Raw genomic sequence first — 21,291 nt, 5'->3', positions numbered from 1 at the left:
CTACAAGGGGCGTCCGTAGGCGCGCAGTGTGCGCAGGGCCTCGATGGTCACCATGGGGCGCGCCTCCACAGCCGTCGTCGGCGCCCACTGCCGCCAATTGATCGGCCAGCCGCCGTCCTCCTGCTGCTCGCTCACCAGGTGGTCGAGTGAGCGGGCCATCTCCTCGTCGGTGAACCAGGAGCGCGCCAGGGACTCGGGCGCCTTCGCGAAGTCGTACGGGAAGTGGTGCTCATTCGGCGCGTAACCGGGCGCGACCGGGTAGTTCTCCCTGCGCTCCGGATCGAGCACCGCGAGCCGCTGCTCGCGCACGAGGCGGCCGAGCCGGTCGGCGGCCACTCGCGCGCGCGGGCGGTCGGGTGCGCTGTCCAGGAAGGCGACCGCGGCCTGGACCTCGTACGGGTGGGACGTCTTCAGGGACTCGACGGCGGCCCAGCAGAAGTCGGTGGCCCGGAACAGCCAGGCGTGCCACACCTCGTTGCGGTGCAGCAGGCCGACGACGGGCCCGGTGGCCAGCAGCTCGCTCGGCGGGTCGTCCACGATCGGCACGAACGGGGCGCAGGGATAGCCGCGTTGGCTGGGGTGCACCGCGGGAAGCGCGCCTTCCTGGGTGGAGACGGCGGTCAGATAGCGACACACATGCTCCACGCGCTGACCCGAGCAGCGCCCGATCGAGTCCAGGACGCGCAGCGCGTGCCCGGTGTGCAGGGGCTGGCTGACCGGGCCGCGCAGATCCGGCTCCAGGGCGTGTCCGAAGCCCTCGTCCTCGTTGCGGTACGCGGTCAGTGCCGTCTCCACGGCGTCCGCCGCCGCGGTCGAGCCGTCCAGGAAGTGGTAGGCGAAGCGGCGCTGCTCCAGGACGCGTGCGGTCAGCCAGATGAATGTCTCGGCACGGGAGAGCGGGGAGCGTGCCGGGGGCGACGGGGGGAGTGGGGAAGCTCCGGTTTCGGCCATGCGTCGACCGTAGGACGGAAAGCGTTCTCGGCAAGCCTCCCGGGCACGGCTGCACTCTCAGGGGCGGGATACTGGACGTATGCGGTTGACGGTCTTCTGGCAGAGAATGGCGGATCACTTCGGATCCGGTTACGCCGACACGTTCGCGCGTGACCATGTGATGGCGGGACTTGGTGGGCGGACGGTCCACCAGGCGCTCGATTCCGGCTGGGAGGCCAAGGACGTCTGGCGCGTCGTGTGCACCACGATGGACGTACCGGACGAGAAGCGCTGAAGAGTGACGGAACGGGGGCGGCCGACGATTGTCGGCGGCGTGGGCGAGACTGGCAGCGTGGCACCGACAGACGAGACTTTCCAGGTGGCGGACGACGCCGCGCCGCCCGGCACCACGCCGCCCGAGCGGCCGCCGGGCGCGGCGCCGTCCCCACGCGCGGGGATGCCGCGCTGGCTGCCGCGCGCCATGGTGCTCGCTCTGGCCCTCATCGCCTGCTTTCAACTGGGCTACTGGGCCTTCCACCAGTTGATCGGCCTGCTGATCAACGTGCTGATCGCGTTCTTCCTGGCGCTCGCCGTGGAGCCGGCGGTCAGCCGGATGTCGGCGCGCGGGCTACGCCGCGGCTTCGCCACGTTCCTGGTGTTCCTCGCCGTGACGATCGTGAGCCTGGGCTTCGTCGTGCTCCTCGGGTCGATGCTCGCGGGCCAGATCGTGGACATGTTCGACGACTTCCCGAAGTACCTCGACCAGCTCATCAGCTGGGTCAACGACACGTTCCACACGGAGCTCAACAGGGTCGAGGTGCAGGACAGCCTGCTGCACTCGGACTGGCTCCAGAAGTACGTCCAGAACAGCGCCACGGGCGTTCTGGACGTCTCCGCGCAGGTGCTCGGTGGGCTGTTCCAGCTCCTGACGGTCCTGCTGTTCTCGTTCTACTTCGCCGCCGACGGCCCGCGCCTGCGGCGTGCGCTGTGCTCGGTCCTGCCGCCCGCCAAGCAGGCCGAGGTGCTGCGCGCCTGGGAGATCGCCGTCGACAAGACCGGCGGGTATCTCTACTCGCGCGGCCTCATGGCGCTGATCTCCGGGATCGCGCACTACATCCTGCTCGCGGTGCTCGACGTCCCGTACGCGCCCGTGCTCGCCGTGTGGGTGGGCCTCGTCTCGCAGTTCATCCCGACCATCGGCACGTATCTGGCGGGCGCGCTGCCGATGCTGATCGCCTTCACCGTGGACCCCTGGTACGCGCTGTGGGTGTTCGTCTTCGTCGTCGTGTACCAGCAGTTCGAGAACTATGTGCTGCAGCCGAAGCTGACCGCGAAGACCGTGGACATCCACCCGGCCGTCGCCTTCGGCTCGGTGATCGCGGGGACCGCGCTGCTGGGGGCCGTGGGCGCCCTGATCTCGATCCCGGCCGTCGCGACGCTGCAGGCGTTCCTGGGGGCGTACGTGAAGCGCTACGACGTGACCGACGACCCGCGCGTGCATGGGCACCGCATACGGGGAGCGTCCCTTCTCGCGCGGATGCGGCGCATCGTGAAGGACCCGGAGTCCAGGGAGCCGGGCCCCAAGGACTCGAATTCCGGGGACCTGTAGGCGAGAACCCGGGCCGCGGTGCGACTCAGTACGCGCGGTGCCTCAGCTCAGTACGTGAAGGCTGCCCAGAGCGCGGACGCGAGGACCGCCGCTACGTAGCAGCCGACCGCCACGTACGTGACGCGCAGCTTGAGGCGGTCGCTCCAGGCCGTGCGGGACATCAGCCAGGCCAGGGCGGGGAGCACGAGGACGGCGTGCAGGCTGACACCGTGCAGCGGCTTGAGGGCGGCCGTCGAGTGGTACGCCGCCTCCTGGTGCCCGGTCCGCGTCAGGACGACACCGCGCGCGATCATCGCCGCCCCTGAGGCGAGGGCCACCAGAAGGACGGTGAACCCGGTGCGCACGGCGAGGGGCATCCCTGTGGGGCCGCTCGGCCGGTTCCTGAAGGACGCGACGGCGAACGACGTCAGGAGCGCCACCAGTACGCCGCCGCCGACCGCGAGGGACATGGAGACGACGCTGTCGAAGGTGGTCTCCATGTCGAGGTGCGACGGCACCTTGCGCCACGCCTGAAGGGTGATCCCGGCGACCTCCAGGACGCAGTCCGCCGCGAACACCACGAGCAGGGCGCCGCGCAGCCGGGCACCGATCCTGAGATACGAGGTCACCCAGGTGAGGGCCATGAGCGTCAGGCCGAAGGAGAGCCCGAAGGTAATGGGCTTGCGCCAGGAGACCGGTCCGTACCAGGGGCCGCCGTCGATCCCGAAGACGACGACGTGGACGAGGCCGGACACGACCAGGAGGGAGCCGACCAGGTAGCACAGGCGCTCTGCGGGGCGGGCCGCGCGCCACAGGCCCCGGCCGTGGGGTGTGGCGGGCGAGGCCGCCACGCGTGCGGTGATCACCCGCGCACCTCCTTGCGGCGGGGCGAGGGGCGGTTCGGGCAGGTGTCCATGGGGACAAGGCTCGTCACACGCGCGCGTGCGGTCGTCGTCCGGCTGAAGACACTCTTCGTACGACGCGGGGAGTACGGACGCGTCGGTGGAGGACGCGTGTGTCAGTGGGAGGCCGTTGCGAGGAGGCGGCGCAGTGCGGTGTGGCCGGGCGGGCCCCAGGTGGGCTTGCCGCCGGGCCGGCCGTGGTCGCCGGCGTGCCCGATGAGGATGCAGACGACGGCTTTCATCAGGGCCCAGCCGCGGGCACGGCGCAGGGTGGCTGCGTCGGCGGCCGGCCCATAGGCGGCGTGGAAGCGCTCGATGGCGGCTTCCGGCAGCAGCAGCCAAGGGGCGGCGAGATCGCAGGCCGGATCGCCCGCGCAGAGGTCGCCGAAGTCGACCACACCGCAGAACGTGCCGTCCGCGGTCAGGACGTTGGCCGGGTGCAGGTCGGCGTGGAGCCAGAGCGGCGGGCCCGACCACACGGGTGCACCGGCGGCGTCCTCCCAGACGGCGCGGGCGGCGTCCGGGTCGGGGATCAACCCCAGTCCGACGGCCTCGGCGAGCAGCTCGGCGAAGCCGTCGGCGTGCTCGGCCAGCGGCCCGCCCCGGTCGCGGCCGTCGGGCGCCCCTTCGGGTGCGGGCTGGTGGAGAGCGCTCAGGAAGGCGGCCAAGGTGTCGGCCGACTCGGCCGCGGTGGCGGGGGCGTGGTCGGCGGGCGTTCCCGGCACCCACGTGGTGACGATCCAGGGGCGGGGGAACCGCTCGGAGGGCTCGCCGAGGCGCTGCGGAACGGGGACCGGCAACGGGAGACGCGGGGCGAGACCGGGGATCCAGGCGTGCTCCTTGCGCAGCAGCGTGTCCGCGGATTCGGTGGCCCAGGGCAGCCGGACGGCGAGGTCGTCGCCGAGCCGCCACAACTGGTTGTCCCAGCCGCGCGCGCCGAGCCGCACGGGGTGGTCGGCCAGGTCGGGATGCTGTTCGTGGAGCAGTTCCCGGACGAACTCGGCGGTGATCTCGATCGCGGTGTGGGTCATGCGGAGCCACGGTAGCCGGAGGTGACGCACGCGCCCGTAGCGTCGGGCGATCCACTGCGGACCTGTGACATCGAAGGGCGGTCCGGCCGTGCGTCCCACGAGCCGAGCCGTCAGTCCCACGAGTTGAAGAGCACCGCGCCGACGGTCTCCGGCTTCCAGTACCTGATCTGCTGCCACTCATCGGCGGACAGGTCAGAGGTGTCCGACTCCGAGAGCGGCGACAGGAGTTGCGACGCGTTCAGGACGGTGTACCCGTGGGCGTCGAGGGTGGCCGCCCAGGCCGGGGGGTCCCGGAACTCGTCGGTGTACCAGTGGTGTTGTCCGCTCACGAAGGCGACCAGCGGACAGGAGGCGTGGAACAGCGCGAAGTGCGTACCGCCCCGGTCGTCGATCGTGGCGGTGTGGAAGTTCCGCGGGTACCGCCGCTCCGCGAAGTCCCCGACCTGCCCGTGGGCGGCACGGGCCGCCGCGTACCAGGCGGTGCGGCATGCCCTGGGACCGGTGCCCGGCGCCGGCGGGGCGCCGAGGTGATGGAACCCGGTCGAGCCCCGTCGCAGGCGGAAGGTGTCGCTCCGTGAGTCGTCCATCGCATCTCCCCCGAACCGCGTGGTGCGCTTGACACCAAAATCGAACATCCATTCTTATGGAGTGTCCAGAGCCATTCTCCCCAGTGTTTCCAAGGGATTCGGGGAAGGTGGCCAGGCGAAGGGCCTCGAGTTATCCACAGGCGAGACAGGCGTCGAGGCCGATTGTCAGTGGCAGGCGTTAGCGTCTTTGGCGTGAAGCGATCGACTCAAGCAAACCGGGTGGAACCCATGGCAGGAACCGACCGCGAGAAGGCGCTCGACGCCGCGCTCGCGCAGATTGAACGGCAATTCGGCAAGGGCGCGGTCATGCGCATGGGCGACCGAACCCAGGAGCCCATCGAGGTCATCTCGACCGGCTCGACGGCGCTCGATGTGGCCCTCGGCGTCGGCGGCATCCCGCGCGGCCGTGTGGTGGAGGTGTACGGCCCGGAGTCCTCCGGTAAGACGACCCTGACCCTGCACGCCGTGGCCAACGCACAGAAGGCCGGCGGCCAGGTGGCCTTCGTGGACGCCGAGCACGCCCTGGACCCCGAGTACGCGAAGAAGCTCGGCGTCGACGTCGACAACCTGATCCTGTCCCAGCCGGACAACGGCGAGCAGGCTCTCGAGATCGTCGACATGCTGGTCCGCTCCGGCGCCCTCGACCTGATCGTCATCGACTCCGTCGCCGCGCTCGTGCCGCGCGCGGAGATCGAGGGCGAGATGGGCGACTCGCACGTGGGTCTGCAGGCCCGACTGATGAGCCAGGCGCTCCGGAAGATCACCAGCGCGCTCAACCAGTCCAAGACCACCGCGATCTTCATCAACCAGCTGCGCGAGAAGATCGGCGTCATGTTCGGCTCGCCCGAGACCACGACCGGTGGCCGCGCGCTGAAGTTCTACGCCTCGGTGCGTATCGACATCCGGCGTATCGAGACCCTGAAGGACGGCACGGACGCGGTCGGCAACCGCACCCGCTGCAAGGTCGTCAAGAACAAGGTCGCGCCGCCCTTCAAGCAGGCCGAGTTCGACATCCTCTACGGGCAGGGCATCTCCCGCGAGGGCGGCCTGATCGACATGGGCGTGGAGCACGGCTTCGTCCGCAAGGCCGGCGCCTGGTACACGTACGAGGGCGACCAGCTCGGCCAGGGCAAGGAGAACGCGCGCAACTTCCTGAAGGACAACCCCGACCTGGCCAACGAGATCGAGAAGAAGATCAAGGAGAAGCTGGGCGTAGGCGTCCACCCGGAGGAGCCGGGCAGCGAGCCGGGCACGGACGCGGTGGAGGCCGCTCCCGCCGAGGAGGCGGCCAAGACGGTGCCCGCGCCCAAGGCCGCCAAGTCCAAGGCCGCGGCGGCCAAGAGCTAGTCCGCCGTGACACGACGAACCGACTGGGCCGATGACGACGTGCGCTTCGCCGTCCCCGAGGGCCGGGGGAGCGGGGACGGCGGGGCGTACGACGACATGGCGTACGGCGAGGCCGGGGATGACGTAGAAGCGGGGCACGGAGCGGCGGACGGGGCGCGCCGCGGAGGACGACGTTCGCGGGGCGGGGCCGGTCCGCGTGGACGTCGGCGCCGGGGCGGATTCGGGGATCCGTCCGGCGCCGCACAGGACGACGGCCCCCCTGACTCGTCGAGGGCCGAGCAGGGGGCGCCGTCAGGAGACCCGGCTGAGCGGGCGCGGAACATCTGTCTGCGTCTGCTCACCGGGACTCCGCGCACGCGCAAGCAGTTGGCCGACGCGCTGCGCAAGCGGGAGATTCCCGAGGACGTGGCGGAGGAGGTGCTGACCCGGTTCGAAGAGGTGGGGCTCATCAACGACAGCGCCTTCGCGGATGCCTGGGTCGAGTCGCGGCACCACGGCCGGGGGCTTGCCCGTCGGGCGCTCGCGCGTGAACTGCGCACCAAGGGCGTGGAGTCGACGGTGATCGACGAGGCGGTCGGGCAGTTGGACTCCGACCGGGAGGAGGAGACCGCGCGCGAGCTCGTCGCGCGCAAGCTTCGTTCCACGCGGGGGCTTGAGCGGGACAAGCGGTTGCGGAGGCTTGCGGGGATGCTGGCGCGGAAGGGGTATTCGGAGGGGATGGCGTTGCGGGTGGTGCGGCGGGCCTTGGAGGAAGAGGGGGAAGAGACCGGAGACTTGGGGTTCGGGGAGTAGCGCTCCGCGGGGGGCCGGGGGTTGTTGCGGGTGCCGTGGTTGCGGGGGGCCGGGGCGTTCCCCACGGTGGCCGTTCCCCACGGTTGCCATGGAGGCGCCCATCGTGGGGTGCGCCCCCCGGGGCTCTGCCCCGGACCCCGCTCCTCAATCGCCGGAGGGGCTTAAGTGGTGGCGCCGGAGGGGCTTGAATGGCGGGGCCGGAGGGGCTCAACGGGGGGCAGTGGAAGCGCTTAGCGGGTGGTGCCAGGCCTACCGGGTCACCGGCAACCCCGCCGTGCGCCACGCCTGGAAGCCGCCTACCAAGTCCGTGGCGTGGTGCAGGCCCAGTTGGTGTAGGGAGGCGGCGGCGAGGGTTGAGGCGTAGCCCTCGTTGCAGATGACGACGACGCGCAGGTCGTGGTCGGTGGCCTCAGGGGCGCGGTGGCTGCCCCAGGGGTCGAGGCGCCACTCGAGTTCGTTGCGCTCCACCACCAGGGCTCCCGGGATCAGGCCGTCGCGCTCCCGCAGCGCCGCGTACCGGATGTCGACAAGGAGTGCCTCGCCACGCGACGCCGCGTCGAACGCGTCCCGTGCCTCGACCCGGTCGAGCCCGGACCGCACCCGCTCCAGGTGTTCGTCGATGCCCACCGGACGTGGTCGGGGATCGCTCATTGCCAGTCCTCCGGGCGCTCCACCGACTCCAGGCGCAGCACCGGACCTGTGCGGCTGTAGCGCCGGATCCGCGGGAGCGGCGGGTAGTAGGCGTGCACCGAGACGGCGTGCTCGGTGGGGGATTCGTTCAGCACCTCGTGCACATGGTGGCGGCCGAAGGCGCGCCCCTCGCCGGCCGTCAACTGCCGCTGCCTGTCGACGTCTTCGGACAGCTCCAGGGTCTTCCAGCCGTCGGTGGGCAGACGGGCGGCGAGCGAGTTCTCCTTGAGCGCGCCGCGCGCGGTCAGGAAGGCGCCGACGGACTCGGCGTGGTCGTGCCAGCCGGTGCCGGTGCGCGGCGGCCAGCCGATCAGCCAGGCCTCGCTGCCGTCGGGGCCTTCGAGCCGCACCCATGTGCGGCCCTCCGGATCGAGCGGGAGTGAGGCGATCAGGTCGTGGTCCGCAGCGACGCGGCGGACGAAAGCGAGGAGGTCGGCCTGCGTGGGCGCGGCCGACGACGTACGAGAAGACGACGTACGGGAAGCAGAAACCAGAGAAGAAGACACCGGAACCGTCCTGGGAGTTCGCGAGCAGCACGCGCGCACCGCACGCCGTACGGCGTGCGCGCGGAAGGAAGGATGCGAATTCAGCAGGACGAGTGACACACGCAGCCCGCGTAGCGGACCAGGTCCATATGGACCCTCCGCCACAGGCGCACATCGCTGTCGACCGTCACGCTCCGGAGTACACCACGGGGTCAGGGGCCGGTCAACTCACCTTCGGCCCCCGCCCACTCACCGCCCCGCGCCGCTCTTCACCGGACCGCTCTCCTCCGCGGGCCTGGCGAGGGCCGCGCGCGCCGCCTCGTAGAGCTCCGCGGGGCGTACGCCGCTCAGGGCCGTGACCAGATGGCCGTCGGGCCTGATCAGCAGCACCGTGTGCGCCGCGGCCCGCGGGTAGCTCTCCGCGACGAGCAGCTCGGCCTCGTGGGGGAGCGCGGCGACGGCCGCCGCGAGCCGGGGCATCAGGCCCGCCGACATCCAGTGCTTGCGCTCCCACACGCCCGTCCCGGGGGCGACGAGGACGACGAGCAGCGGTCCCTGGCCGAGCCGGTCCCGGAGCCGTACGAACGAGCCGTCGGGAGCCGTCACTTCGACGTCGGTGACCGGTGCGCCGGGCGCCGTCCCCACCTCCACCTGCGACACGGAGTGCGGGGGCGCGAGCGGCGAGTCGGCGTACGACCCCGGCGCGCCGAGCGGGCCGTGCCCCAAGTGACCGTCCGTGAGCAGCGCGTCGTGCCCGCGCGCGGCCCCGGGAACGTACGCGCGCAGCCCGCCACCGCCGCGCAGTATCGGCAGCGCCTGATCCGCGGCGCGCAGCCGCCCGGCGACCACCGCGCGGCGCTCGGTCTGATAGCTGTCGAGCAGCGCTTCGGGGGCGGCGTGCGAGCCGTTGTGCCAGGCCAGGGCCAGTTTCCAGGCGAGGTTGTCGGCGTCGCGCAGCCCTTCGTCCAGGCCCTGGGTGCCGAGCGCGCCGAGCAGGTGCGCGGAGTCCCCGGCGAGGAAGACCCGGCCCACGCGCCAGCGGCGGGCGAGCCGGTGGTGGACCGTGTGCACTCCGGTGTCGAGCAGTTCGTACGGCGGGGTGGAGCCTCCGCACCAGCCCGCGAGGGTCTCCCGGATGCGCGTCACCAGGGCATCCGGGGTCACCAGGTCGCTGCGGGGCGGCAGCAGCCAGTCCAGGCGCCAGACGCCGTCGGCCAGGGGGCGGCCGACGACCTCCGAGCCCGATCGACCCGAGGTCCGCCACGGAGGGCTCCGATGGAGCAACGCCTCACCGGGCCACGGAAGTTCCGCGCGCAGCGCGGCGACCGCGTGCCGTTCGACGGCGGTGCGGCCGGGGAAGCGGATGTCGAGGAGCTTGCGGACCGTGGAGCGCGGTCCGTCGCAGCCCACGAGGTAACTGCCGCGCCACCACGTGCCCTTGGGGCCGCGTGTGTGGGCGGTCAGGCCGCTCTTCTCCTCCTCGACCGAGTCGAGGCGGCTGTCGACGGCGACCTTGATGAGCCGCTCGGCGGCGACGGCCTTGCGCAGGGCGCCGGTCAGGTCGTGCTGGGCGATGTGCAGCGGGGCGGGCAGCGGATCCCCGGCCGTACCCGACGCGCCGGGCCGGCCGGGTCGACCGGGCTCACCGAAGGTGAGCACACCCATTTCCTGTTTGCGGCGCATGGAGCGCCAGCCGGTCCAGCGGGCCCCCACGCCGTCGAACGACTGCCCCGCGAGGCGCTCGGCGAGGGCCGCGGTGTCCTCGCGCAGCACCACCGTGCGGGCGGGGCGCGGTTCGTCCTTGCCGGGCCCTTCGTCGAGGATCACGGACGGTACGTCATGGCGGGCGAGAGCGAGGGACAGCGCGAGCCCGACGGGGCCGGCGCCGACGACGATCACCGGGTCCACGGCGCGGCCCCTCCTGCCCCGGAGGGCCGCACGGACGGCGTACTGGTCATACAAGGACGGGCAGTTGGAGCGGGGTGCGCGTTCACAGAGCGTATGCAACCCACTGCCGGTGCTTGCGTCAAGTGACGGCGGCAGTAGCGTGATCGCCACTGCCGCCGTACCGCTCGACCCTACGGCCGAGGCCGGGTCAACTCTTCGTGGTACCGGGTCCTTCGGACCGGTCATCGCTCGCCGGCTGCTCGGCGTCCCCGTCGACGGCGCCCGCGCCGTGGCCCGCTCCGCCCGGCAGGTCCGCGGCGTCCATCAGGCCGCCCTCGCCGACGGGTTCGGCGGCCGCGGCCACCTTGATGCCCGTCTTGGCGCGACGGCCGCGCCGCTCGATCCAGTTGGCGAGCCCGGACAGCGCCAGACACATCAGGATGTAGATCGCGCCGGTCACGATGAGTACGGGAACGTACGGGTACACGCCGTCGACCAGCGTGTTGTTGGCCAGCTTGCGGGCCGCGTACAGGAGCTCCGCGTACGTGATGATGTAGCCGAGCGAGGTGTCCTTGAGGGTGACCACCAACTGGCTGATGATCGTCGGCAGCATCGACCGGATGGCCTGCGGCAGCAGCAGCGTGGTCATCACCTGGTACTTGCGCAGACCCAGCGCGTACGCCGCCTCGACCTGCCCGCGCGGCACGGCCTGGAAGCCGGCGCGCAACACCTCCGCCTGCACCGAGCTGTTGTAGACGGTCAGGCCGATCACGAGCGCCCAGAAGGCGTTGTTCTGGCCGATGACGCCCAAGTCGCTCTTGTAGGTGAGGAAAAGAACCCACAGGGCGTAAATGGTGATCAGCAGTGGGACGGCGCGGAACAGCTCGATGAAGCCCGTGGCGAGCCAGCGGATCGGCCGGTGTTCCGAGGAGCGGGCGACCGCCAGGACGACGCCGAAGATCAGCGAGAGCGCGCCCGCGGCGGCGAACACCTTGAGGGTGGTCAGGATGCCGTCGCGGATCGCCGTGCGGACGTTCGCGTAGTTGAAGATGTCCCACTTGGCGGCGGTGAACTGGTCCTTGGACGCGAGCTGCGCGACCACGAAGGCGATGAGGCCGAGGACCGCGAGCGTACCGACGACGGTGTAGATCCGGTTGCGCGTACGGGCCTTGGGGCCCGGGGCGTCGTAGAGAACGCTGGCACTCATCGGGCGACCTCCAGGGTCCTCTCGAGCACCCGGAACAAGATGCTGATGGCGAAGGTGATGACCAGGTAGCCGAGCGCCACCCACAGGAAGACCCAGGCGATCGGGTAGCCCTGGTCGCTCAACAGCTTCTGCCAGCCGAACAGTTCGGTGACGCTGAAGGCACCGGCGATGGCCGAGTTCTTGGTCAGCGCGATGAAGATGGAGCTCAGCGGCGGCAGCACGGTCCGCACCGCCTGCGGAAGGATGATCAGGCCGAGCGTCTGGAAGAACGTCATGCCGATCGAGCGCGCCGCTTCGGCCTGCCCGAGCGGCACCGTGCTGATGCCGGAGCGCACCGCTTCACAGACGAACGACGAGGTGTAGAAGCTCAGCACGATCAGGGCCTTGACCCACGGGCTGAAGCCGAAGTCGAGGACCTGCGGCACCGCGAACCAGATGACGAGGAACAGCAGCGTCAGCGGGGTGTTGCGGAACAGCGTGACCCAGACGGTGCCGAAGTACCGCAGGGGCGGTACCGGCGAGACCCGGAAACCGGCGAGGATCGTGCCGAGCAGCATCGCGAGCAGGCCACTGGCCAGGGTCAGGCCGATGGTCCCGAGGAATCCCTCGCGGAATTCCGAAAGGTGGTCGAGCAGTACATTCACGGGGAGTTCCTCGTGGGGCGGCAGCGGTCGGGCAGAGGGAGCCGCCCCCTGTACGCCGACGCGGAAACCGACATCGGCACCGCGCGGACCGGCGTACAGGGAACGGTCAACTCACTGCCTGCGGAACAGGCGACAGGCGGCTGAACGCGCGGAGGCTCAGTAGCGCTCCAGGGCCGGCGGCTCGGTGTACTCGGCGCCGGAGAGGCCGAGCGTCGCGTCGTACGCCTTCTTGTAGTCGCCGTTCTTCTCGTGCGCCTCCAGGGCGTCGGCGACCGCGTCGCGCAGGGCCTTGTCGTCCTTGCCCATGCCCACGCCGTACGGCTCCTTGGTGAAGGGCTTGCCGACGACCTCGAGCTTCTTCGGGTTCTGCGCCGCGTAGCCCTTCAGGATCGCGTCGTCGGTGGTGACGGCGTCGACCTCGTTGTTGAGCAGCTGCTGCACGCACTCCGAGTACTTCGCCAACTCGACGGTCTCGGCCTTGTACTTGGGCTTCTTGATCTCCTGGAGCGGGGTCGAGCCCTTGATGGAGCAGACCTTCTTGCCCTTCAGGGAGGTCGGCCCGGTGATGTCCTTCTCGCCCTTGCGGACGAGGAGGTCGGCGCCGGCCATCATGTACGGGCCCGCGAAGCCGACCTGCTTCTTGCGCTCGTCGTTGATCGTGTACGTGCCTACGTAGAGGTCGACATCGCCCTTGGAGATGGTGGTCTCGCGGACGCCGGAGTCGATCGTCTTGAACGTGATCTGGTCGGCCTTGAAGCCGAGGTCGGCCGCGACCATCTTGGCGATCTCGATGTCGAAGCCGGTGCGCTTGCCGCTGGAGTCCTGGAAGCCGAGGAACGGCTGGTCGTCCTTGGAACCAATGACGATCTTGCCGGCCTTCTGGGCCTTCTTCAGGGTCGCCGAGTCGACCTTCACGTCGCTCTTCACCGCGTACGTGGGCAGCTTCGGCTGGTTCTTGCCACCCGAGGCCCCGGCGGGCTTGTCTCCGGCGTTGCCGGACTCGCCGCCACAGGCGGTGGCGGTCAGCGCGAGCGCGGCGACGGCGGCGGCCGCTGCGGCGGACTTACGGAGCTTCATGGTGAACATCCTTCGTGTCGGCAGATACGGCAGTGGGAAAAAGGCAACACGCGCGCGTATGACGGCTGTTTGGGCCCCCGCGCGGGCGCGTGTCTAGTGGTGCAGGATCTTCGACAGGAAGTCCTTGGCCCGATCGCTGCGCGGATTGCTGAAGAACTGGTCGGGGACGGCCTCCTCGACGATGCGGCCGTCGGACATGAAGACGACACGGTTCGCGGCGGAACGGGCGAAGCCCATCTCGTGCGTGACCACGACCATCGTCATGCCGTCCCGGGCGAGCTGCTGCATCACTTCCAGGACCTCGTTGATCATCTCCGGGTCGAGCGCCGACGTCGGCTCGTCGAAGAGCATCACCTTGGGGTCCATCGCCAACGCCCGTGCGATGGCGACGCGTTGCTGCTGGCCTCCGGAGAGCTGTGCGGGGTACTTCTCGGCCTGGGCGGCGACACCGACCCGGTCGAGCAGCGCGCGAGCCTTCTCCTCGGCCGCCTTCTTGTCCGTCTTGCGGACCTTGACCTGGCCCAGCGTCACGTTTTCGAGCACCGTCTTGTGCGCGAAGAGATTGAAGGACTGGAAAACCATCCCCACGTCGGCGCGCAGGCGGGCCAGTTCCTTGCCCTCCTGGGGCAGCGGCTTGCCGTCGATCGCGATGTCGCCGGAGTCGACGGTCTCCAGGCGGTTGATCGTGCGGCACAGCGTGGACTTGCCGGAGCCCGACGGGCCGATGACGACCACGACCTCGCCTCGCGCGATGGTCAGGTCGATGTCCTGGAGCACGTGCAGTGCGCCGAAGTGCTTGTTGACTCGACTCAGCGCGACCAGTGCGTCGCCCGCAGGGGGAGTGGCGTCCTTGGTCACCGAAACTTCGGTCATCGGGGTCTTGCTCCGTCCTCCTCGGTTGGGAGGACAGTAGTAACCCCATACGACCAGCGTCATTACATCTGAGGGGAAATTGAGCATAACGATCCGGCCGCAACCGGACACTATGCGTGAAGGGGACGCGGGGGTGCGGATACCGGCTGCGTAACGGAACACGGCCGTAACCAGAAGGCTCTTGACGTCGTCCTTACTTATCGGCGTGGATGCCTTGGTGAACCGTGCGGGAGAGGTGAGGGGGCCGAAATGAGACTGCTTCTCGTCGAGGACGACGACCACGTGGCGGGCGCCCTCTCGGCGGTCCTCTCCCGGCACGGCTTCGAGGTCCAGCACGCGCGTGGCGGCGAAGAGGCCCTCCAGGCGCTGGTGCCCGAGGCGGACGCCTTCGGTGTCGTGCTGCTCGATCTGGGCCTGCCCGACCTGGACGGCTACGAGGTGTGCGGCAAGATCCGCAAGCGCACCGCGACGCCCGTGATCATGGTGACGGCGCGTGCGGACGTACGTTCGCGCATCCATGGGCTCAACCTCGGCGCGGACGACTACGTAGTGAAGCCGTACGACATTGGGGAGTTGCTCGCCCGTATCCACGCGGTGAGCCGCCGCACGGCGCAGGAGGAGCCCGTCGCGGTCGTCGACCACGAGGTGCGGTTCGGGGCCGTGGGCATCGAACTGCCCACCCGTAAGGTCACGGTCGCGGGCGAGGTCGTTCAACTCACCCGTAAGGAGTTCGACCTGCTCGCCCTCCTGGCGCAGCGGCCGGGCGTCGTCTTCCGTAGGGAGAAGATCATCAGCGAGGTGTGGCAGACCAGTTGGGAAGGCACGGGGCGCACCCTGGAGGTGCATGTCGCCTCGCTGCGCTCCAAGCTGCGGATGCCCACGCTCATCGAGACCGTGCGGGGGGTCGGTTACCGGCTCGTCGCCCCGGCCGCGTAACAGAAGCCGTAGAGTCCTGGCGTGCGCGCCCGCCTGCTTCCCCTGCTCATCGTCCTCATGGCGGGTGTGCTGCTCGCGCTCGGCTTCCCGCTGGCCGTGAGCGTGGCCTCCGCCCAGCAGCAGAAGGTCGTCGTCGACCGCATCGACGACACCGCGCGGTTCGCCTCCCTGGCGCAGTTCGTGACCACGCGCCCGGACAAGGCGGGCAAGGGGGCCACCGGCGCGACGGGCGCCAAGGGCTCCGCGGGGTCCAACGGCTCCGCAGGCGCCAAGGGCTCCGCGGGGTCCAAGGGGACGGCGCTGGTGAGCGACGAGCGGCAGCAGACGCTGCGGGCCGAACTCGCCCGCTACCACGAGGTGTACGACATCAAGGCGGGCGTCTTCTACCGGGACGAGCAGCCCATGGGGCGCGCGCCCCTCGACTTCCGGGTGCCGCCGGCGGGCTCCGGCGGAGACCTGCGCGCCGCGTTCGACGAGGCGCTGTACTCGCGCGGCAGCCACGACCCGCCACAGGTGTGGCCCTGGCAGCGGGGCACGCTCGTGGTCGCGTCCCCCGTCATCCGGGACGGTGACGTCGTCGCCGTCGTGGTCACCGAGTCGCCGACCGGCGCGATGCGCAGCAAGACGTTGCGCGGCTGGCTGGTCATCGGGGCCGGAGAGGTGGCCGCGATGCTGCTCGCCGTGGGCGCGGCGCTGCGGCTGACCGGCTGGGTGCTGCGGCCGGTACGGATCCTGGACGCGACGACCCACGACATCGCCACGGGCCGCCTGAAGTCACGGGTCGCGGCGGCCGGCGGCCCGCCGGAACTCCAGCGCCTGGCTCGGTCGTTCAACGAGATGGCGGACAACGTCGAAGACGTCCTGGAGCAGCAGCGCGCCTTCGTCGCCGACGCCTCGCACCAACTGCGCAACCCGCTCGCCGCCCTGCTGCTGCGCATCGACGTACTGGCACTCGAACTACCGGAGGGGAACGAGGAGATCTCGTCCGTGAAGGCCGAGGGCAAGCGCCTCGGCCGGGTCCTCGACGACCTGCTCGACCTGGCCCTCGCCGAACACGCCGCCGCCGACCTGCAGTTGACCGACATCGGGGAGCTGGCCGCCGAGCGGGTGGAGGCCTGGCGCCCGACCGCGGACGACAAGGGCGTCCGGCTCGTGGCCGACTGCCCCGCGGTGACGGGCTGGGCCGATCCGGTCGCGCTGTCCAGCGCCCTGGACGCCGTGGTCGACAACGCCCTGAAGTTCACCCCCGAGGGCGAGCGGGTCACCGTCTCCGCCCGGGCCACCGGCGACGCGACGGTGATCGAGGTCGCGGACGGCGGGCCCGGCCTGAGCGAGGAGGAACTCGCCCGGATCGGCGACCGGTTCTGGCGCAGCGGACGGCACCAGAACATCAAGGGCTCCGGGCTCGGCCTGTCCATCTCGCGGGCCCTGCTCACCGCGGGCGGCGGCGCCATCGGCTACGCGCGCCGGGAACCGCACGGGCTCGCGGTCACGCTGCGTGTTCCCAGGACGGCTCCTGTGCCGTCGCAGGCGGCCGCGGAGGACGGCCGCGGCGCGGAGGACGAGGAGAACGGTTCGGGGCAGGAGACGGCCGCTCAGGGCTCGACCGAGCGGTAGTCGGAGCCGGGCCGGCTGATCGTCAGGGCTTGACCGAGCGGTAGTCGGAGCCGGGCCGGCTGATCGTCAGGGCTTGACCGAGCGGTAGTCGGAGCCGGGCCGGCTGATCGTCAGGGCTTGACCGAGCGGTAGTAGCGGCGCGCGCCCTCGTGCAGGGTGAGCGGGTCCGTGTAGACGGCCGTTCTGAGGTCGACGAGTTGGGCCGCGTGCACCTGCGCCCCGATGTGGTCGCGGCTGTCGATGACGGTACGGGTGACCGCCTCGGTCAGCTCCGGATCCACCCGGTCGGTCGTGACCAGGAGGTTGGCCACGGCCAACGTATCGACGGGATCGCCCTGTTGAGCCGCGGGATAGGCGTCGGCGGGCATCACGGCGGCCCGGTAGTAGCGCGAGTACCCGCCCATGGCGTGCAACTTGTCGACCAGCGAGCCGAGTTCCACGAGCCGGATCGGCGCGTCCTCGGACAGCTCCCGTACGTGGTTGGTGGGCAGGCCCCCGGACCAGAAGAACGCGTCGATGTCGCCGGACTCCAGGGCGCGCGGCATGGCGTCTATGCCGATGCCGACCTCCGTGACGTCCTTGGCGACGTCGAGCCCCGCCGCCTTCAGGATCCGCTCGGCGATCAGCCGCACCCCCGAACTCCGCCCGCCCACGGCCACCTTCATGCCGCGCAGGTCGGCGGCCTTCTCCACGGGGGAGTCCCGCTTGACCACGAGCTGCATGTAGTCGTCGTAGAGGCGGGCGCAGCCGCGCAGGCGGTCCGCGCCGGTCTGCTTCTCGGACCGGTACTTGGCGACCGCGTCCGCTGCCGCGATGGTGAAGTCGGCGCGGCCGGTGGCGACGCGCCGCACGTTCTCCCATGAGCCCTGGCTGCCGTTGAGGGTGACGCCGACGTCCGGCAGGTCGCGGTCCATGGCCCGCTTCAGGAGATTGCCGTACTTCTCGTAGACGCCGGTCCGCGCGCCCGTACTGAAGGTCACCCGGCCCTGCGGGGACTGCTCGCCGAGCGGCAGCAGCCACCACAGCAGCAGCCCGCACACCACGAACGCCGCCGCCGACCCCATGAGGGCGCGGCTGCGGGTGACCCGGAAGGGTGGCTGCGGCATGGCGCGATCCTGCCAGTTGGGGTGCGCGGTGACCAGGTTCGGAGGGTCCCGGTGTCGTCACGCTCCGTAGAGCCTGTCCGGGTGTCGGGCCGGGTTCAGTCCTCGCCCATCTGGTCCTCGGCCGACAGGTGCTCCACCGTCCTCCCGGTCTCCGTGAACGTCCGGGTCACGTACCCGGAGCGGATCATGCCCAAGTCCAACACCCGGGTGGTCCTGATGACCCGCGGGAACTTCGATCTGCACTTCACCCCGGTCGAGGAGATGGAGCGCATGGCGCCCTACCACTTCGCCGTGGAGGTCGACGACTGGGACGAGTTCCTCGGCCACCTCAAGGAGCCGGGGATCCGGCACACCCGGCCCGTCCAGCGCCCCGAGAACCAGTCGAAGTTCTGCTACATCCACGATCCCGACCACACCATGATCGAACTCGTGCACCACGCCAAGCGTCCCAACTGACCCGGCTGACTCGACCGACTCGGCTGACCCGACCGACCGGGCTGACCCGACCGACCTGCTGTGTTGTTTCCAGGAGTGCCGGGCCGCCGATCCTGTTCGTGCACGGCTCCGGCTGCCACCACGCCGCCTGGTGGCAGCAAGTCGCGGCACTCCGCGAGGAGTTCACCGTCCCCACGGTGGACCTGCGCGGCTTCGGCGGGTCCGATTCGTCCATGGCCGAGTCCGACGGCCAGGACTTCCCCGGCGACGTCGTCGCCGTCCTCGACCAGGAGGACGTCCACGACGCCATGCTGGTGGGCCAGTCCATCGGCTCCGTCGCCGCGCTGCGCGCCGGGCTCGCACGGGCGCTGAAGGCGGTCGCGTCCGGCACCACGGCCGTGGTGGACGTGCTCGTCAGCCGCTGAGCCAAGGACCGCTCAGGATCTCTCCCCAGGCCCCCTAAGGATGCGCCCCATGCCAGAAAGGACCTTGGTCGCCCCCGACGACCTCCGCGCCTTCGCCGCCGCCCTCCTGGAGAAGGGCGGACTGAGCGCCGAGCACGCCGCCACCACGGCCGACGTCTTCGTCTGGGCTGCCCGGCGCGGCGTCGAATCGCACGGCATCGCGCGCGTGCCCCCGTATCTCGGCCTGCTCGCCAAGGGCGTCGCCAACGCCGCCCCGACATGAAGATCACCTCGACCACCCCGGCCGCCGCCGTCCTCGACGCCGCCCGGGCGCCGGGCCCCGTCGCCATGACCGCCGCGGCCGAGGAGGCGGCCACGCGCGCGAAGACGTACGGCATCGCCTCCGTAGGCGTGCGCACCACCGTGCACACCGGGGCCATCGGCTACTACGTGGCGAAGATCGCCGAGGCGGGTCTGGTCGGCATCGGCTTCGTCGCCGGCATGCCGAACATGGGCTACACCGGCGCCAAGGGCCGGGCCGTCGCCACCAGTCCGCTCGCCGTCGCCGTCCCCGCGCGGGAGCACGCGCCGCTGCTCCTCGACATGGCCACGGCGACCATCGCCCTGGGGAAGATCCGCCAGGCGAAGGCCGCCGGGACGCCGCTGCCCGAGGTCGCCGCCGCCACCGCGGACGGCACCCCGACCACCGACCCGGAGCGGGCGGCGCTGCCGCTCCCGCTGGGCGGCGCCAAGGGTTCGGGCATGTCCCTGGCCTTCGAGCTCCTCACCAGCGTCATGGTCGGCGCCCCGATCCTCACGGCCTTCCACTGGGACGACCCGGCGGGCCGCGAGCACCGCCAGAGCGCCCTCCTCATCGCCGTGGACCCGGCGGCCTTCGGCGGCGCCACGGACGGCTTCCTGGCGGACGTGGACGCCACCCTGAGCACCCTCAAGGGCCTCCCCGCCGCGGACGGCGCGCACTACCCCGGCGAGCGCGGCGCGGCGACGGCACGGGAGCGCGCCGAGCACGGGATACCGCTCGCCCCCAAGGTGTGGCAGCGGCTGACCGAGGCGGCGGGGGAGCGGGGGGTGGCGCTGCCGCCGACGGTGGGGACGAGCACGGCGGAGCGGGCGTAGTCCCGAAGGCGGCACATGACCACTCCGCGAACCCCATACCCTTGATGGTTATGAGCAGCAGCGACCCGCGTCCGGCCGTGGACGACCGTTCACCCAAGACATACGAAGTACGCACCTACGGGTGCCAGATGAACGTCCACGACTCCGAGCGCTTGTCGGGTCTCCTGGAGGGCGCGGGTTACGTGCGCGCCCCCGAAGGCTCCGACGGCGACGCCGACGTCGTGGTCTTCAACACGTGCGCGGTACGGGAGAACGCTGACAACAAGCTCTACGGCAACCTCGGCCACCTCGCCCCCAAGAAGGCGGCGCGTCCGGGCATGCAGATCGCCGTGGGCGGCTGCCTCGCCCAGAAGGACCGCGACACCATCGTGAAGAAGGCGCCCTGGGTGGACGTCGTCTTCGGCACGCACAACATCGGCAAGCTGCCCGTCCTCCTGGAGCGCGCCCGCGTCCAGGAGGAGGCGCAGGTCGAGATCGCCGAGTCCCTGGAGGCCTTCCCCTCCACGCTCCCCACCCGCCGCGAGAGCGCGTACGCGGCCTGGGTGTCGATCTCGGTCGGCTGCAACAACACCTGCACCTTCTGCATCGTCCCGGCGCTGCGCGGCAAGGAGAAGGACCGCAGGACCGGCGACATCCTCGCCGAGATCGAGGCCCTGGTCGGCGAGGGCGTCTCCGAGATCACGCTGCTCGGCCAGAACGTGAACGCCTACGGGAGCGACATCGGCGACCGCGAGGCCTTCAGCAAGCTGCTGCGCGCCTGCGGCGACATCGACGGCCTGGAGCGCGTCCGCTTCACGTCCCCGCACCCGCGCGACTTCACGGACGACGTGATCGCCGCCATGGCCGAGACGCCGAACGTGATGCCGCAGCTCCACATGCCGCTGCAGTCCGGTTCGGACACGGTCCTGAAGGCGATGCGCCGCTCGTACCGTCAGGAGCGGTTCCTGGGCATCATCAAGAAGGTCCGCGAGGCCATGCCGCACGCGGCCATCACGACCGACATCATCGTGGGCTTCCCCGGCGAGACCGAGGAGGACTTCGAGCAGACGATGCACGTCGTGCGCGAGGCCCGCTTCGCGCAGGCCTTCACCTTCCAGTACTCCAAGCGCCCCGGAACCCCGGCCGCGACCATGGAGGGCCAGATCCCCAAGGAGGTCGTGCAGGCCCGCTACGAGCGCCTCGTCGCCCTCCAGGAGGAGATCTCCTGGGAGGAGAACAAGAAGCAGATCGGCCGCACCGTGGACCTCATGGTCGCCGAGGGCGAGGGCCGCAAGAACGGCTCCACCCACCGCCTCTCCGGCCGCGCCCCCGACAACCGCCTCGTGCACTTCACCAAGCCCGAGGCCGAGGTGCGCCCCGGCGACGTCGTGACCGTCGAGATCACGTACGCCGCCCCGCACCACCTGCTCGCCGAGGGCGAGGTCCGGGACGTGCGCCGCACGCGCGCGGGCGACGCCTGGGAGAAGCGCAACCAGGAGGAGCAGGACAAGAAGCAGGGCGTGCTCCTCGGCCTCCCGCAGGTCGGCGTCCCCGAACCGCTGCCCGCGGTCACCGGCGGCTGCGCCGTCGACTGACCTACGGGGCGGTTCACGGGCCGGCCGACCGGTTAGGCTGTC

The 21,291-nt window shown here is 70.8% G+C and carries 22 protein-coding genes and 1 pseudogene; 10 read left to right on the top strand and 13 right to left on the bottom strand.

All coding sequences use genetic code 11. From position 1 onward, the window contains the following. Entirely contained in the window at positions 1-951 is a 951-nt protein-coding gene (locus RBJ65_RS11200; protein ID WP_306318043.1) for a hypothetical protein, read from the bottom strand. A 79-nt stretch (positions 952-1,030) separates the two neighbouring features. Between RBJ65_RS11200 and RBJ65_RS11195 the strand changes: the two genes are divergently transcribed. Both RBJ65_RS11195 and RBJ65_RS11190 read left to right on the top strand, forming a co-directional pair. After that, on the top strand, positions 1,031-1,225 hold the full coding sequence (locus RBJ65_RS11195; RefSeq protein ID WP_306318044.1) for a DUF3046 domain-containing protein: 195 nt from the start codon (positions 1,031-1,033) through the stop codon (positions 1,223-1,225). A gap of 57 nt (positions 1,226-1,282) precedes the next feature. Continuing rightward, positions 1,283-2,539, top strand: a complete 1,257-nt coding sequence (locus RBJ65_RS11190) for an AI-2E family transporter (RefSeq protein WP_306318045.1) — start codon at positions 1,283-1,285, stop codon at positions 2,537-2,539. 47 nt (positions 2,540-2,586) lie between these two features. Here RBJ65_RS11190 and RBJ65_RS11185 read toward each other — a convergent pair whose 3' ends face one another. The 3 genes from RBJ65_RS11185 to RBJ65_RS11175 form a co-directional block, all read right to left on the bottom strand. Beyond that, positions 2,587-3,369 (bottom strand): hypothetical protein, encoded by a 783-nt coding sequence (locus RBJ65_RS11185; protein ID WP_372341236.1) that lies wholly within the window; start codon positions 3,367-3,369, stop codon positions 2,587-2,589. A gap of 167 nt (positions 3,370-3,536) precedes the next feature. After that, the gene (locus RBJ65_RS11180; RefSeq protein ID WP_306318046.1) at positions 3,537-4,451 is read right to left on the bottom strand and encodes an aminoglycoside phosphotransferase family protein; all 915 of its coding nucleotides are present in this window, start codon (positions 4,449-4,451) and stop codon (positions 3,537-3,539) included. A gap of 110 nt (positions 4,452-4,561) precedes the next feature. After that, positions 4,562-5,038 carry a hypothetical protein gene (locus tag RBJ65_RS11175; RefSeq protein ID WP_306318047.1) on the bottom strand — a complete coding sequence of 159 codons (477 nt, stop codon included), beginning with the start codon at positions 5,036-5,038 and terminating at the stop codon, positions 4,562-4,564. A 228-nt stretch (positions 5,039-5,266) separates the two neighbouring features. Here RBJ65_RS11175 and recA point away from each other — a divergent pair, with 228 nt between their 5' ends. Next, on the top strand, positions 5,267-6,385 hold the full coding sequence (recA, locus tag RBJ65_RS11170) for a recombinase RecA (RefSeq protein WP_306318048.1): 1,119 nt from the start codon (positions 5,267-5,269) through the stop codon (positions 6,383-6,385). 6 nt (positions 6,386-6,391) lie between these two features. Further along, complete coding sequence (gene recX, locus RBJ65_RS11165) at positions 6,392-7,177, top strand: recombination regulator RecX (RefSeq protein ID WP_306318049.1); 786 nt, start codon at positions 6,392-6,394, stop codon at positions 7,175-7,177. A 249-nt stretch (positions 7,178-7,426) separates the two neighbouring features. Here recX and RBJ65_RS11160 read toward each other — a convergent pair whose 3' ends face one another. The 8 genes from RBJ65_RS11160 to RBJ65_RS11130 form a co-directional block, all read right to left on the bottom strand. Beyond that, positions 7,427-7,828 (bottom strand): rhodanese-like domain-containing protein, encoded by a 402-nt coding sequence (locus RBJ65_RS11160; protein ID WP_306318050.1) that lies wholly within the window; start codon positions 7,826-7,828, stop codon positions 7,427-7,429. After that, complete coding sequence (locus RBJ65_RS11155; protein WP_306318051.1) at positions 7,825-8,373, bottom strand: cysteine dioxygenase; 549 nt, start codon at positions 8,371-8,373, stop codon at positions 7,825-7,827. The genes RBJ65_RS11160 and RBJ65_RS11155 overlap by 4 nt, the downstream gene beginning before the upstream one ends. 80 nt (positions 8,374-8,453) lie before the next feature. Further along, positions 8,454-8,525 (bottom strand): putative leader peptide, encoded by a 72-nt coding sequence (locus tag RBJ65_RS42080; RefSeq protein WP_372342327.1) that lies wholly within the window; start codon positions 8,523-8,525, stop codon positions 8,454-8,456. A 76-nt stretch (positions 8,526-8,601) separates the two neighbouring features. Then, the gene (locus RBJ65_RS11150) at positions 8,602-10,260 is read right to left on the bottom strand and encodes an FAD-dependent monooxygenase (RefSeq protein WP_306318052.1); all 1,659 of its coding nucleotides are present in this window, start codon (positions 10,258-10,260) and stop codon (positions 8,602-8,604) included. A gap of 187 nt (positions 10,261-10,447) precedes the next feature. Next, positions 10,448-11,446, bottom strand: coding sequence for an amino acid ABC transporter permease (locus RBJ65_RS11145; protein WP_306318053.1), 999 nt, complete (start codon positions 11,444-11,446; stop codon positions 10,448-10,450). Next, positions 11,443-12,090, bottom strand: coding sequence for an amino acid ABC transporter permease (locus tag RBJ65_RS11140; RefSeq protein WP_306318054.1), 648 nt, complete (start codon positions 12,088-12,090; stop codon positions 11,443-11,445). The genes RBJ65_RS11145 and RBJ65_RS11140 overlap by 4 nt, the downstream gene beginning before the upstream one ends. A 156-nt stretch (positions 12,091-12,246) precedes the next feature. Next, on the bottom strand, positions 12,247-13,167 hold the full coding sequence (locus tag RBJ65_RS11135; RefSeq protein ID WP_306318055.1) for a glutamate ABC transporter substrate-binding protein: 921 nt from the start codon (positions 13,165-13,167) through the stop codon (positions 12,247-12,249). A gap of 93 nt (positions 13,168-13,260) precedes the next feature. Beyond that, complete coding sequence (locus RBJ65_RS11130; RefSeq protein WP_306318056.1) at positions 13,261-14,040, bottom strand: amino acid ABC transporter ATP-binding protein; 780 nt, start codon at positions 14,038-14,040, stop codon at positions 13,261-13,263. A 249-nt stretch (positions 14,041-14,289) separates the two neighbouring features. Here RBJ65_RS11130 and RBJ65_RS11125 point away from each other — a divergent pair, with 249 nt between their 5' ends. Together RBJ65_RS11125 and RBJ65_RS11120 are read left to right on the top strand one after the other, a co-directional pair. After that, the gene (locus RBJ65_RS11125; protein WP_306318057.1) at positions 14,290-14,976 is read left to right on the top strand and encodes a response regulator transcription factor; all 687 of its coding nucleotides are present in this window, start codon (positions 14,290-14,292) and stop codon (positions 14,974-14,976) included. 21 nt (positions 14,977-14,997) lie between these two features. After that, a complete protein-coding gene (locus RBJ65_RS11120; protein WP_306318058.1) occupies positions 14,998-16,593 on the top strand; it encodes a HAMP domain-containing sensor histidine kinase in 1,596 nt (531 codons plus the stop codon). A 110-nt stretch (positions 16,594-16,703) separates the two neighbouring features. On the opposite strand, the gene RBJ65_RS11115 is transcribed toward RBJ65_RS11120, so the two are convergent. Further along, the gene (locus RBJ65_RS11115) at positions 16,704-17,699 is read right to left on the bottom strand and encodes a TAXI family TRAP transporter solute-binding subunit (protein WP_306318059.1); all 996 of its coding nucleotides are present in this window, start codon (positions 17,697-17,699) and stop codon (positions 16,704-16,706) included. Between the two features lie 186 nt (positions 17,700-17,885). Between RBJ65_RS11115 and RBJ65_RS11110 the strand changes: the two genes are divergently transcribed. The 4 genes and pseudogenes from RBJ65_RS11110 (at position 17,886) to miaB (ending at position 21,249) form a co-directional block, all read left to right on the top strand. Continuing rightward, positions 17,886-18,155, top strand: a complete 270-nt coding sequence (locus RBJ65_RS11110; RefSeq protein WP_306318341.1) for a VOC family protein — start codon at positions 17,886-17,888, stop codon at positions 18,153-18,155. Continuing rightward, a complete protein-coding gene (locus RBJ65_RS11105) occupies positions 18,089-18,559 on the top strand; it encodes an alpha/beta fold hydrolase (protein WP_306332127.1) in 471 nt (156 codons plus the stop codon). The genes RBJ65_RS11110 and RBJ65_RS11105 overlap by 67 nt, the downstream gene beginning before the upstream one ends. Before the next feature lie 40 nt (positions 18,560-18,599). Further along, positions 18,600-19,675 (top strand): annotated as a pseudogene (locus RBJ65_RS11095) (Ldh family oxidoreductase). A gap of 50 nt (positions 19,676-19,725) precedes the next feature. After that, a complete protein-coding gene (gene miaB, locus RBJ65_RS11090; RefSeq protein WP_306318060.1) occupies positions 19,726-21,249 on the top strand; it encodes a tRNA (N6-isopentenyl adenosine(37)-C2)-methylthiotransferase MiaB in 1,524 nt (507 codons plus the stop codon). Positions 21,250-21,291: the final 42 nt, after the last annotated feature.

Source organism: Streptomyces sp. KL109B (assembly GCF_030766935.1).
Lineage (GTDB): Bacteria > Actinomycetota > Actinomycetes > Streptomycetales > Streptomycetaceae > Streptomyces.
This window is presented reverse-complemented; position numbering and strand designations above follow the sequence as displayed.